Source organism: Mycolicibacterium aichiense (genome assembly GCF_010726245.1).
GTDB classification, from domain to species: Bacteria; Actinomycetota; Actinomycetes; order Mycobacteriales; family Mycobacteriaceae; genus Mycobacterium; species Mycobacterium aichiense.
On record NZ_AP022561.1, the window covers coordinates 3,560,404 to 3,573,875 of the forward strand.

Annotated in this window: 7 protein-coding genes; 4 read left to right on the forward strand and 3 right to left on the reverse strand. The window is 65.6% G+C overall.

Annotated elements, in window-relative coordinates:
* Positions 1-9 precede the first annotated feature (9 nt).
* A complete protein-coding gene (locus tag G6N32_RS17290; protein WP_115320637.1) occupies positions 10-2,877 on the forward strand; it encodes an MMPL/RND family transporter in 2,868 nt (955 codons plus the stop codon).
* A 17-nt stretch (positions 2,878-2,894) separates the two neighbouring features.
* Here the strand turns inward: G6N32_RS17290 and purU are convergent, their stop codons facing one another.
* Both purU and G6N32_RS17300 read right to left on the reverse strand, forming a co-directional pair.
* Complete coding sequence (gene purU, locus G6N32_RS17295) at positions 2,895-3,815, reverse strand: formyltetrahydrofolate deformylase (RefSeq protein WP_115320638.1); 921 nt, start codon at positions 3,813-3,815, stop codon at positions 2,895-2,897.
* A 109-nt stretch (positions 3,816-3,924) separates the two neighbouring features.
* On the reverse strand, positions 3,925-5,544 hold the full coding sequence (locus G6N32_RS17300) for a PGRS repeat-containing protein (protein WP_163789312.1): 1,620 nt from the start codon (positions 5,542-5,544) through the stop codon (positions 3,925-3,927).
* A gap of 1,034 nt (positions 5,545-6,578) precedes the next feature.
* Between G6N32_RS17300 and G6N32_RS17305 the strand changes: the two genes are divergently transcribed.
* The 3 genes from G6N32_RS17305 to G6N32_RS17315 are packed head-to-tail and all read left to right on the forward strand — an operon-like array spanning position 6,579 to position 12,119.
* Complete coding sequence (locus tag G6N32_RS17305; protein ID WP_115320640.1) at positions 6,579-8,051, forward strand: DUF3375 domain-containing protein; 1,473 nt, start codon at positions 6,579-6,581, stop codon at positions 8,049-8,051.
* Complete coding sequence (locus tag G6N32_RS17310) at positions 8,048-8,755, forward strand: DUF4194 domain-containing protein (RefSeq protein WP_115320641.1); 708 nt, start codon at positions 8,048-8,050, stop codon at positions 8,753-8,755. The genes G6N32_RS17305 and G6N32_RS17310 overlap by 4 nt, the downstream gene beginning before the upstream one ends.
* Complete coding sequence (locus G6N32_RS17315) at positions 8,748-12,119, forward strand: ATP-binding protein (protein WP_115320642.1); 3,372 nt, start codon at positions 8,748-8,750, stop codon at positions 12,117-12,119. The genes G6N32_RS17310 and G6N32_RS17315 overlap by 8 nt, the downstream gene beginning before the upstream one ends.
* Here G6N32_RS17315 and G6N32_RS17320 read toward each other — a convergent pair.
* A complete protein-coding gene (locus G6N32_RS17320) occupies positions 12,055-13,425 on the reverse strand; it encodes a PE-PPE domain-containing protein (RefSeq protein WP_115320643.1) in 1,371 nt (456 codons plus the stop codon). The genes G6N32_RS17315 and G6N32_RS17320 overlap by 65 nt on opposite strands.
* Positions 13,426-13,472 lie beyond the last annotated feature (47 nt).

Here is a 13,472-nt window from a genome sequence, read left to right on the forward strand (position 1 = left end):
CTGGACGCCGTGGGGACTCAGACCGAGGTACCGCACCGGCGGGGTGAGGCCTCCGTCGAGCCGAAACTCGGGGTGGCCCGCTGGATCCGGCGCCTGGCGATACCGATCATCCTCGGCTGGCTTGCCGTCATCGGAGCGCTGACCGTCTTCGTGCCGCCGCTGGACGTCGTTGGGGAGATGCGGGCGGTGTCATTGTCGCCGAAGGAATCCCCGTCGGTGATCGCCTTGATGCGCAGCGGCGAGGTCTTCGAGGAGTCCGATTCCGACAACGCGGTGATGATCGTCCTTGAGGGGCAGCGGCCCCTCGACGCGGCGGCCCGCCAGTACTACGACGAGTTGATCACCACGTTGCGCGCGGACACCACGCACGTGCAGCACATTCAAGACTTCTGGGGCGACCCGCTGACCGAGGCCGGCGCGCTCAGCTCCGACGGAAAAGCCGTGTACGTGCAAGTGGCGCTCGCCGGGAACATGGGTGAGTCGCTGGGCAACGCGTCGGTCGCGGCGGTCCAGAGAATCGTGAAAGACCTGCCTCCCCCGCCGGGGGTCAAGACGTTCGTGACCGGTGGTTCGGCGATGCAGACCGACCAGCAGAAAGAAGGCGGCCGCAGCATCCAGGTGGTGAAGATCGCCACCGTCGCCGTCATCATCTGCATGCTGCTGTTCTTCTACCGGTCGATCACCACAGTCGGAATCGTCCTGGTGATGCTCGTCATGGGGCTGTCGGTGACCCAGGGCGCGGTGGCATTCCTGGCGTATCACAACGTGATTGGTTTGACGACGTTCGTCACGCAGATCCTGGTACCGCTGGCGCTCGCCGCGACGACGGACTACGCCATCTTCCTCATCGGCCGCTACCAGGAAGCGCGCGTGGCCGGGCAGGACCGGGAGTCGGCCTATTACACGATGTTTCGTGGTACCGCGCACGTGGTGCTGGCCTCCGGTATGACGATCGCCGGCGCGACGTTCTGCCTGACGTTCACCCGGCTACCCTACTTCCACACGCTGGGCATACCGCTTGCCGTCGGCATGGTGGTTGCGGTGCTCTCCGCGCTGACGCTCGGGCCGTCGATCGTGACGGTGGCCAGTCGCTTCGGGCTGCTGGAGTCCAAGCGGGCGATGCGAATTCGGTTCTGGCGCAGGCTCGGCGCGGTGGTAGTGCGCTGGCCGGGGTGGGTGCTGTTTCTGACCGTCTTCATCGCGTTGATCGGGCTGATCGCGTTGCCCGGCTATCGGCCCAACTACGACGACCGGAAGTACCTGCCTGCCGACCTGCCAGCCAACGAGGGTTTCGCGGCGGCCGAGCGGCACTTCCCGGTCGCACGGATGAATCCGGAACTGTTGCTCATCGAGACCGGCCAGGACCTGCGCAACCCGGCAGACTTCTTGGTGCTCGAGCGGATCACCAAGGCGGTCGCGCGCGTTCCGGGTATCGGCCGCGTGCAGTCGATTACTCGCCCCGACGGAAAACCGTTGAAATACAGCACCATTCCAGCTCAGATGAGTATCAGCGGCTCGCTGCAGACGATGAACCGGTCGTACATGCAAGACCGCATGGCCGATATGCTGGTACAGGGTCAGGACATGCAGGACACCATCAACACAATGACCCAGATGATCGGTTTGATGGAGCAGCTCAGCGCTACGACGCACGACATGGTCGGCAAGACCGAGCAGACAGCGTTGGACATCGCGGCACTGCGTGACCACATCGCCGACTTCGACGACTTCTTCCGCCCGATCCGCAGCTACCTGTATTGGGAGCCGCACTGCTTCGACATTCCGATGTGCTGGGCGGTTCGGTCGACGTTTGACGCCCTCGACGGCGTCGACACCATGGCCGACGACATCGCGCGGTTGGTCCCTGATTTACGCGATCTCGATTCGATTATGCCCCAGATGATTCCGCTGATGCGATCATCGATCGAGTCGATGAAGCGGATGCGGATCATGATGCTGACGCTGCAATCCACCCAGTCCGGCATGCAGGATCAGATCGCCGCGATGAACGACGGCTCGTCGGCCATGGCCGCAGCGTTCAACGACTCCCTGAACGACGACACGTTCTACGCACCGCCGGAGATCTTCGACAACGACGAGATCAAGCGCGGCATGAAGAACTTCATCTCCCCTAACGGCCACGCGGCGCGGTTCATCATCTCCCACGAGCAGGACCCGATGTCGGCCGAGGGCATCGACCGCATCGACGCCATCAAGAACGCCGTCTTCGAGGCCATCAAGGGCACACCGCTGGAAGGCTCGAAGGTCTACCTCGGCGGTACCGCATCGGCGTTCAAGGACATGGAGGAAGGCAACTCCTACGACCTGAGGATCGCCGGACTGGCGGCGCTGTCGCTGATCTTCATCATCATGCTGCTGATCACCCGGGCTCTGGTCGCGGCGGCCGTGATCGTCGGCACCGTGGTGCTGTCCCTCGGAGCGTCCTACGGCTTGTCGATCCTGCTCTGGCAGCACATCCTCGGGATGCCGCTGCAGTTCATCGTGATCGCAATGGCGGTCATCATCCTGTTGGCCGTCGGCGCCGACTACAACCTGCTGCTGGTCGCCCGGATGAAAGAAGAGATACCCGCCGGCATCAACACCGGCATCATCCGGGCGATGGGCGGCAGCGGATCGGTAGTGACCGCGGCCGGTCTGGTGTTCGCCTTCACGATGATGGCGATGTCGGTCAGCAGCATGAAAGTCATCGCACAGGTCGGCACGACGATCGGACTCGGCCTGATGTTCGACACCCTGGTGATCCGGGCATTCATGACGCCGGCGATCGCCGCACTGCTCGGGCGGTGGTTTTGGTGGCCTCGTGTGGTGCGGCCGCGGCCGCTGTCCAGCAGACCGCACGGCGAGTTGCTCAGATAGAAATCGCAGCGGCGCTTTCAGAAAACGATCGTCTGATTGCCGTTTCGGATGATGCGGTCCTGGCAGTGCCACAACACCGCACGGGAGAGCACGGCGCGCTCGACGTCCGCGCCGAGCCGGGTCAGATCGCCGACATCGTGACGGTGGTCCACTCGCACGACGTCCTGTTCGATGATGGGTCCCTCGTCGAGCGACTCGGTCACGTAATGCGCTGTGGCCCCCACGAGTTTCACACCGCGTTCCTTCGCCCGGCGGTAGGGCGCGGCGCCGACGAATGCGGGCAGGAACGAGTGATGGATGTTGATCAGCGGGCAGCCGACCTGGGCCAGGAACGAAGGCGAGACGATTTGCATGTAGCGAGCCAGCACCACGAGATCGATGTTGTCGCGCAACATCTCGAGTTGGCGCGCTTCGGCCTGCGCGCGGATCTCTTTGGTTGCCGGCACATGTACGAACGGAACACCGAAAGCGCGGACCTGATCGGCCAGGTTCGGATGGTTGGAGATCACCATGGCAATCGACATGTCCAGCTCGCCACGGCGGTTGCGCCACAGCAGGTCCAGCAGACAGTGGTCCGCCGTCGACGTCATGATCGCCACCCGCTTGGGTCGGGCAGCTTCGGTCAATGTGAATTCCATGCCGAACTTCGAGGCCACCCGGTCGGCGAAGTCCCGTTCCACAGTGTCGCGCGCAGTGGACAATCCGGGTAGATGAAAGATTGTGCGCTGCATGAACATTCCGCCGGACTGCTGCGTCGCATGCTGGTCCAGCGAGACGATGTTGGCCCCGGCTTGCGCAAGGAAGGCGCTCACCGCGGCCACCAGTCCAGGGCGATCAGCACAGTGCAGTAACAACCGGCCGACGTCCTGCGTGGAGAGCGTCCCCGCGCTCTGCGGATGCCTGCCGTTGATCGGCGCCACACCATGTCGAAACACCATGTGTGTCCACCTCCTTCGCTGCCTGACGACGCACTCGGGGCGCCGGCGATAGCCGACACCCCGAGTGTCCGATCAGTAATGGCCTCTTATCGGGGCCATGCCGTGCCGGTTATGACGATGCACCCTTGGCGCCGTTGGCACCGTTGGTGCCGTTGGCCCCATTGGCGCCGGAAGCGCCGGTTGCGCCGGTGTTCCCGGTCGCACCATTGGCTCCGGTCGCCCCGGTCGCTCCGGTGGTGCCGGTCGCGCCAGTGCTGCCCGTTGTGCCGGTACGGCCCGGGCGGCCGAAGATACCGCCGCGTCCCGGGGTTCCGGCTGTAGCACCGGTTCCACCGGTTCCGCCGGTTCCGCCAGCAGCACCGGTTCCACCGGTTCCGCCGGTTCCGCCAGCGCCACCGGTACCACCCGCACCGCCCGGACCGCCTGTAGCGCCCGAGCCGCCGGTCCCACCGACACCACCGACACCGGTTCCGCCGGCGCCTGTCCCGGCACCGCCGGCACCGCCGACGCCACCGTTACCACCAGCGTCACCGGCTCCACCGGTCCCGCCTGCAGCACCCGTTCCGCCTGTGCCACCGTTACCGCCGGCTTGACCTGCGCCGCCCACGCCGCCGGTCCCGCCGGTGCCACCGTTGCCGGCCGCACCGCCCGAACCGAAGAGGCCACCTGTGCCACCGTTACCGCCGGCGCCTGCGGGTCCACCCGCAGTGCCGTTGGTTCCGGCGTTGGTGCCGTTGGCGCCGTTGGTGCCGGCTCCGCCGGCACTTCCGGTTCCGCCGGCCTGACCTGCCGCACCGGTTCCCCCGTTGCCGCCGTTGCCACCCGTGCCACCAGTTCCGACCCCCGTGGTGCTGGTCGCGGCGCCACCGGCTCCGCCGGCACCACCGTTGGTGTTACCGGTTCCGCCGTTGCCGCCATTGGCACCATTACCGCCCAGCGCCACTCCGCCAGCAGCGGTGTTGGTCGACTCACCGCCGGCGCCACCGGCGCCACCGTTGGCACCTGCGGTGCCGTTGCCACCACTGGCACCTAGGCCACCTTGTGTCACAGGTGCAGCTCCGTCCGCAGCGCCGCCAGCGCCACCTTCGCCACCGCCGTTGCCGTCGGTGCCGGCCGTGCCGTTACCACCGAGGACCGGGTTGGTTGCGCCGGCCACACCTGGTTGGCCTGCGGGGCCACTCGGGGTCGGATTCACGCCGTCCGAGCCCGTCGAGCCGATCGTCGTACCTGTCGTACCGGTCACGCCGTTCGCGGCGGTGCCGCCACCTGCCGTGCCGGCCGTGCCCGCGGAGCCGTTGCCGCCTGTGCCGCCGCTGCCGCCGTGTCCGAACAGGGCCAAGGACCCGGCGTTTCCGCCGTTGCCGCCTGCGGCACTGGTTCCGCCGGCGCCGCCGCCGCCGCCGTTGCCGAAGAACAGCCCGCCGGCTCCGCCATTACCGCCGGCTAACCCGGTCGAGCCGGAACCGCCGATACCGCCATAGCCGATCAACAATCCGGCACGACCGCCGTTTACGCCGGTGCCCGCGGCGCCATTCGTGCCGTTAGCGATGAAGATGTTCACAATCGGGATCTGGCCGGCAATTCCGATGAGGCCGTACAGCGGTTGATTCACCCCACCGGGGCTGAACATCGCGGCGGCAAGCATATTCGGGGTGGGTGCGTTCAGTGTGAGTGCGGAGGCGTTGACCTGCAGAGCACTGGTTGCCGAACATCCGGATCCCACCATCATGCACTGGAGGCCCGTCGCCGACTCAGCACTCACAGTCGGTGACAGAGGTGGGGCGAGCGCAGGCGCGGCCTGCGCGGCACCGGCTCCGAAGGCCAGAGCGACGCCCGTACCGGCGATCGCAATTCCCGTTGCACAAGGATAGATGTATTTTCTCATTGGTCTTGCTCCTGATTCGAGTTACTGATTTTTGGGCCATTTTTCAGACCAGATAAATTGACGGGCTGTGGATCAGGAATTCCCAGTTCCTAATTCTCTGCGGGCGAACTCCCCCCGGGAAGAAACACCACTATTGGATATTCTTCGCGCGTTGAAACCGCATTCAAACGCAAAGCCTGAATAGGCCAACCCCACGGTGGCCCAAATTACTGCGGAAATAGTTTCCGATCACGCGCCCGAGGTTCATACCGCGCAGGGCGTGATTGAACTGATCACCGATGTCACGGTGCAGATTCGGTTGGCGCACTCACAACCGGACGTCGAGAGAGGCAGCAGAACTAGAGCTGCGACCACCACTGTCGTGGTGCGGGCGTCGACGTGAAATGCCCGAACTTACTCGATGGCTTGTGGGCCGTCATTGGAGATCCTTTTCGAGCTGTGCAAATTTCCGAGCAGCAGCTGATCTAATTCGATCCTCAAAACTTGATTAGTGCCAACCCTAGGCTTCACCCGAAAATGTGTCAACTCTCACATGGATATTACGCAGCAAATCGGGTAATAATATCGACCGCAATGAGAGGTTTGAAACTCGAATGACCAGTGCGAGTGGCGATTACGGCGTTTTTGACGCGCCCCGTGCCCGGCTGATTCGCGTACCACAGCAAACGAAATCTCACCTCAGTGCACGCCCTACGCGCGGGCAGGCGTACTCGGCAGGGCGGATACGCTGCTGTGGCCAAAGAGATGGTTTTTAACTCCTGAGACGCCTGTGACACGGCTTTTGGAACACCGTCCCGACACCCCCGCGCGCGGTGATGAGTTACCCCCGCAGTGGCCTATCTTGGAGCGTCCGACCAACTACATCGAGGGAGACCAGCGTGGGGGACGACACCGGCCTGTCGGCCGCCGACCTCCTCAAGATCAACCGCGAGATCCAGAGCTCCCCCACGATCCGGCTACTGGCCGCGATCAACCTGGGTGGATACGCGACCCTGATGGAGCGCCACCTCAGCGAGGGCGAGATCAGCGAGACCGAACTGGTCGTGCGGCTCGAGCGCGATTTCGACGAGTTGGGCCGGCCCGGCGGTGAACAGTCCGGCCTCGGCCTGATCAAGAGCTGGGCCAGCCAAGGCTGGCTACACCGGGTGGCCGATCAGCGCAGCGGCATCGAGCGCAACCTCTGCTACCTCACCCAGGACGCGCGCCGGGCGCTGGATTTCCTGCGCGGGCTGCGCCGCCAGGACACCATCGCCACCGGCGGCTCGATCAACGGCATCGCCGCACGCCTGAAGCAGATCGCCCTGCGCGTCGGCAACGACCCGATCCGGATCCGCGCCGGCATCCAGGCCGAAATCGAGGCTCTGCAGGCCGAACTCGACGCACTGGAGCGCGGCGAGGAGCTGGACCGCTCCGCCGACGTCGACATGACCGACATGTACGACGAAGCGCACGCTATCGCGTTGCAGATGGAGCGGCTGATCACCGACATCGGCCAGTACGGCTCGATGATCGAGCGGGCCACCGCGGCTCTCGACGAACCGATCGACAGCAACCTGGCCTACCGCGACCGGCAGCGCCAGATGTACGCCGACTACCAGGCCGCCTGGGACTCTCAGGGCCGCGATTCGCACCGCGCCTTCCTGCGGATGATCAATGACCCGGACCAGCGCGCGGAGTTCGAGGCCGACGTCGCTGCCGTCGCCCACGCTCTGCCCGCCCTCGACCCGGCGCTGCGCAGGGTGATGGCCGGATTCTTCGAGCTCGTCGGCCAACAGATCGACGAGGTGGAACGCATCCAGCAGCGCTGCGCGCAGCGGGTCAAGCGGTTCACCGCGTTCGGGACACTGGAGCAGAGCCGCGGTGTGGCCCGTCAACTCAGCGACGCGATCGGCGCCGCCCGCACCCTGCTCAAGAGCTCGCTCACCGACTCCCGACTCGACATCGAACTCCCTCTGGCCCGGCACGCCATCAGTTCGGTTGGCGCCTTGAGCTTCCGGATCGGTGACCTGTCATCGCCCAGGCCGGCGCAGGCTTCTGAAGGCGAGCTGGACTTGACCAGCTTCGCCGCGCTGACCACGCAGGTCGACGCGCCGGCGATGTCGGAGATGATCAACAACGCCCTGGACACCGGCCCGGTGTCGCTTCCCGACGCTGTGGAGATGCTCGACGCCGCATACCTCGGCCATGTCATCGTCCTGTGGTCGTGGGCCCTCAAGCAGCCGCACCCTTCGAAGGCGGCCGAGCCCGTCACCGTCCGGTTCCAGTCGCTCGACGGACGGGACCGCGAGATGGAGGTTCCGCACCTGATCTTCACCGAACCGATCTCCAGCTTGTTGGGAGCCAGCGCATGACCGACACCACCACCGAGCTGGACATCACGGCTTTCAGCTCGCTGCCGCAGGTCGACCAGACCGCGCGTACCCCGCATCAGCGGCGCCCCCGTTTCGACGGCGATGTGAGCGAGCTGCCCGACCGGGCCTGCTGGGCGCTGCAGCAGCTGCTGACCCGGCGCTACATCAGCGCCGAGGCCGACGCCGATCTGTACAGCTGGGTGCTGGAATACCGTGCGCAACTGTCGGTTCGGCTCTCCGAGCTCGACCTGATGCTGCGTGTGGTAGATGGTAGTGACGTCGCGTTCGTCGAACAGGCTCGTTACGAATCCGCCAGGGGCGCCAAGCTTTTGCGCCGCGAGCCGCTGGGCACCTACGACTCGATCCTGGCACTGCACCTCGCGCAGATGTCCCGCGCCGCCGGCGGCCAAGCCGTGTTGATCAGCCGCGAGGAGGTGCACGGGCTGTTCTCCGGTGTCCTCAACGACGTCGACCGCGACGCCGTGACCTTCACCGCCCGCATCGACGCGGCCATCGCGCGACTCACGGGACTGGAAATCCTGCGCAAGACCCGCGACGACGAAGACAGCTACACCGTCAGCCCGGTGATCAACGCCGTGATGACCGCATCGGTGATCGCCGAATTACAGCAGCAGTTCGAGATGCTGTTGTCCGGTGGCGCATCACCGGACCGCGATGAACAGGAGACCGCGCTCGATGGCTGAACAGTTCCACTTGTCGCGGCTGCAGGTCATCAACTGGGGTGTGTTCGACGGCTACCACGACATCCCGTTCAGCGAAGGCGGCGCACTGATCGCCGGGGCGTCGGGCAGTGGGAAGTCCTCACTGCTGGACGCGATTTCGCTGGGCTTCCTGCCGTTCAACCGGCGTAATTTCAACGCCTCCGGCGATAACACCGCGGCGGGATCCAGCGCGGGCCGCCGCACGGTCGACAAGTACGTGCGCGGGGCGTGGGGTCAGCGCAGCGACGGCGGCGCCAGCAAGGTGATGTACTTGCGCGGGGATGGCACGGCGTGGTCGGCCATTGCCGTCAGCTACCGCAGCAACACCGGGCGCACGGTCACCGGTCTGGTCCTGAAGTGGCTGACCGGCGAGTCCCGCTCGGACTCGTCGAGCCGGTTCGTGCTGGCCGACGGCGATCGCGACATCGAGGACGTCTGTAACCGCTGGGCGGCAGGACGTTTCGACTCCGGGGTGTTCAAGGACGACGAGTGGCGGTTCTCCACCAAGGTGGAGTCGCAGTACCTCGCCCAGTTGTACGCCACCATCGGCATCCGGGCGTCCGATGCCGCTCAGCAGCTGCTCGGCAAAGCCAAGTCACTGAAAAGTGTTGGCGGGCTTGAGCAGTTCGTCCGCGAATTCATGCTCGACGAGCCGAGTAGCCTGACCCGGCTGCCCGAGGCGCTCAAGCAGATCGATCCGCTGGTGGAGGCCCGCGAACTGCTTGCCGTTGCCCAGAAGAAGCGGAAGATCCTCGGCGACATCGAGAAGATCCAGCAGCGTTACGCCTCGGAGTCCTCGGACCTGGGCATCATCGATCTGGTGGATCAGCCGATGGTCCGTGCGTACACCGACCATGTCCGGCTCACGCAGTGTGGGCCGCAGATCCAGTCGCTGGACGCCACGATCGACCAGCTCGGCAACGAGTACGAGGACGTCACCCGGCAGCTGAATCTGGCCAAGGCCGAAGGTGATTCGCTCAACGCGCAGATCAGCGGATCCAGTGCCAGCCTGGGTCCGTTGCAGTCCCAGGTGGCCGGCGCCGAGGCGCAGGCCGAACAGGTGTCACGGCGCCGCGCTGCCTACGAGGCGATGCTCGCGGCTCAGGACATCGACGTCCCGGACACCGCCGACGAGTTCTGGAATCTGCGTGAGGAACTCGCCACCGAGGTCACCGAACTGCTGGCCAAACTGGACCGGGGTCGGGAGGCATCCACCGACGCCGAGTACGCGCAGAAGGCCGCCCGCATCGCCCGCGATGACGCAGCCAAGGAGCTCAAGCGCGTCGAGCACGTGGGGTCGGCGCTACCCGAGTTCGCGATCACCATGCGCGAACACATCTGTGCGGCAGTCGGTGTCGAACCCGGCGAGCTGCCCTACATCGCCGAGTTGATGGACCTGCGGCCCGACCAGAGCCGGTGGCGGGTGGCCGTGGAGAAGGTGCTGCGGGGTGTGGGTCTGCGTCTGCTGGTGCCCGATGACCGGTATTCGGCGGTGTTGCGATTCGTCAACGAGACCAATATGGGCGGACGACTGCAGCTGCACCACGTCCGCGCCTCGCTGGTCGGCGCGGAGCCGGTCGACGCTGAGCCGAACACGTTGGCCGGCAAGCTGTTTGTCGTCGACCCGACACATCCGTGCGCGGCCGAGGCCGCCGACGTCATCGCCGCCGCGGGCGACCACATCTGCGTGGACACCCCGGATGTGTTCTCCCGGTTCCGTCGCGCGGTCACCGACACGGGCCTGTACAAGGACTCCGAGCGGCTCGCCATCAAGGATGACCGCCGGCCGCTCAAACAGGCCGACTACATCTACCAGGGCGATGTCCGGGCGAAGATCGACGCGTTGACCGTTGACCTCGCCAACGCCGAAGAGCTGTATCAGCAGGCCCGCAGGAAGGCCGACGAGATCGCCGCGCAGCGTCAGCAGTGGCGCGATCGGGCCGCGGCGTGCAAGGCGATTTGCGAACAGTTCCCGCAGTGGAATCAGGTGGACAGCGACACCGCGGACGGGCACGCCGACCGGCTGCGCGAGCAATTCGAGCTCCTGCTGGCCGACAACCCGGACATCGAGGCGCTGACCGCGCGCGCCGACGAGTGCTGGGAGGAGATCCAGACGCTGATGACGCGGCGAGGGGCCATCCAGACCCGCCGCGACGACCTGGACGCCCGGCGCACCCAGCTGCTGGAACTGCAGGACCGGCTGGCTCCCGCGTTCGTCTCCGAACCGCTGACCGAGCTGCTGAACCGCTATGCCGCCCTCGTGCCGGTGGCGTTGGAGGTGCTCAATCCCGAGCCGCACCGCGAGGCGGTGTTCAACACGATCCGGCGCGAGCGCGAGCAACTACGCGAAAGCCGCAGGCGCTCATACGACGAGCTGGCTCGCATCCTGAACACCTTCGACACCGCGTTCCCCGATGCGATTCCCAACGACAGCGACGTCTTCGACGAGCGGGTGCACGACTACGTGGCGCTGTGCCGGCATATCGACGAGCGCGAACTGCCCGAGGCCTACGAGCGGATGATGCGCCTGGTCACCGAGCAGGCGCCTGATGCGATCCTGACCCTGCACCGGGTGGCCGAGCAGGAGGCACGGCGCATCAGCGAGCAGATCGACCGGGTCAACACCGGTCTGGGTGCGGTCGAGTTCAACAGCGGCACCCGGCTGACGCTGCGGGCCACGCCGCGCAGCCTGACCGCGGTGGCGGAGCTGACCGAGATCGTTCGGGCGATCTCGCGGCGCATTGCCGAGGTGGGTCTGGGCGACAAGCAGGCGATCCTCGATCAATATGCCGACATCCTGCGGCTGCGCAACCGGCTGGCGTCGACGGCGCCGGAGGACAAGGCGTGGACCCGTGACGCACTCGACGTTCGCAACAGGTTCACCTTCGACTGCGCCGAGTGGGATGTCCGCACCGAAGAGCTCATCCGCACACACAGCAACGCGGGCGACAACTCCGGTGGCGAGCAGGAGAAGCTGATGGCGTTCTGTCTTGCCGGGGCTTTGAGCTTCAACCTGGCCAGCCCCGAGAGTTCCGACAACAAACCGGTTTTCGCGCAGCTGATGCTCGACGAAGCGTTCTCGAAGTCGGACCCGCAGTTCGCTCAGCAGGCGCTGCAGGCGTTCCGCAAGTTCGGTTTCCAGCTCGTCATCGTGGCCACAGTGCAGAACGCCACCACGATCCAGCCCTACATCGACAGCGTGATCATGGTGTCCAAGACCGAGGCCTCCAGCCGCAACGCGCGCCCGGTGGCGACCGTGGTCTCCAAGACGATCTCGGACTTCACGACCTTGCGTGCCGAGATGCGGAGTTCGGCAGCGCGCGAACGGGTGCCGGCCGGGGTGTAGCGGTCACAGCCCGCACGGGTCGTGCACTCGAGCGAGCAGTGCGTGCGGACGGACGAACGCGAGCGCTGACCGCGTGGCTCGTCGCTGCCGGTGCCGTGTGTCGCACCGGCGCCGGCGTGTACGGCGTCGGTGGGCCGTAGGGATCGATCGCGCCGGCGTACACCGGTGGGCCACCGACCCCGTAAGTGCCTTGAGGCGCCGTGTGGAACGGCCTGTTCGCCGAGTCGCCGGTGACCATGGCGATTCCGTTGTCCCATCCGGTCGGTATCGCCGCCACGAAGTTGATGGCCGTCTTGATCAGATTCGGGCTGTAGAGATACTGGGCCGGGGTCGGCCGGCCCGGATTGATCGTGCGGTCATAGCCCGCTTCCACCAGAACCCGCAACGGTGGGTCGAGTGTGGCCGCGATCGGCGGGCCGATGATCGGAATCTGCTCCAGTGGCATCAGAAGTGGGAGGGTCTGCGCGGGAATCAGATAGTAGGTCGTGTCCTGCTGCTGGCCTTGGAGTTCAACTGTGGTGGCGGAGAAATACGCCGTTTCAGGATGGAAGTACAGGAAGCCGAGTGCGACGTTGAGATCGGCCACCACGTTGAACGGGTTGGTCGGAAAATCCGATACCGGATCATATTGCCGCGCAACGTCAACCGTTGTCAGTGGCGTGGGCTGCGGGGAATTGGTGGTCATCGCACCGTCGAACGTCACGCCGAACACCGGCAGGTGGGCGCCGACGAATCGTTCGAGGATTCCGCCGTTGGGCCGGTTCGGATTGGATGTGACGACGAAGCCGACTGTTTCGCCGGGCGGCGGATGGGCGATCAGATCGTACTTCTCTTTGGCGGCGACCGTCGCACTCTGCGAGTACCCGTACACCACGTAGGACGTGTCGGCCACGGTGCGAGGGCCCGTCGTAGTGAACGGCGGTTCCGTTACGGTGCAGGACTTTCCGCGCAAGCATGCATCGAGATTGGCGAGACCGATTGCGACCGATGAGTCGAATGGCATGGCGTGCAGGCCGGTGGCGATGGGAAATTCCTCGGGGGTGTAAACCGCAACGTCGACGCACCCAACGCTACCCCCGGTGCACAGTCCCGACGGCACCACGTACACGCCGTGCGCCTTGTCCACATAGTTCGCGATGTACTGGGCCGAGTCCTGAGGGACGCTGAGCGGGTGGCCGGTGCCGCCCATGATCAGTGCGGTTGCCGCCCAAGCGATTGCGACCGAATTCAGCGGCATCAGCGCCATGAGTAGCGCGCCGCCGAGCGCAATCATCGTGGTGGCGACAGGCCGGCTCGCCTTCTCCATGGCGACCCCCTTCAGTACCACTCAGATCTGACCAGCGCCGCGTCCGG

Coding starts and splice junctions, on each gene's coding strand:
- purU (WP_115320638.1), bottom strand. CDS start 3,815: ATGGTGTTTCGACATGGTGTGGCGCCGATCAACGGCAGGCATCCGCAG.
- G6N32_RS17300 (WP_163789312.1), bottom strand. CDS start 5,544: ATGATGGTGGGATCCGGATGTTCGGCAACCAGTGCTCTGCAGGTCAAC.
- G6N32_RS17310 (WP_115320641.1), top strand. CDS start 8,048: ATGACCGACACCACCACCGAGCTGGACATCACGGCTTTCAGCTCGCTG.
- G6N32_RS17315 (WP_115320642.1), top strand. CDS start 8,748: ATGGCTGAACAGTTCCACTTGTCGCGGCTGCAGGTCATCAACTGGGGT.
- G6N32_RS17320 (WP_115320643.1), bottom strand. CDS start 13,425: ATGGAGAAGGCGAGCCGGCCTGTCGCCACCACGATGATTGCGCTCGGC.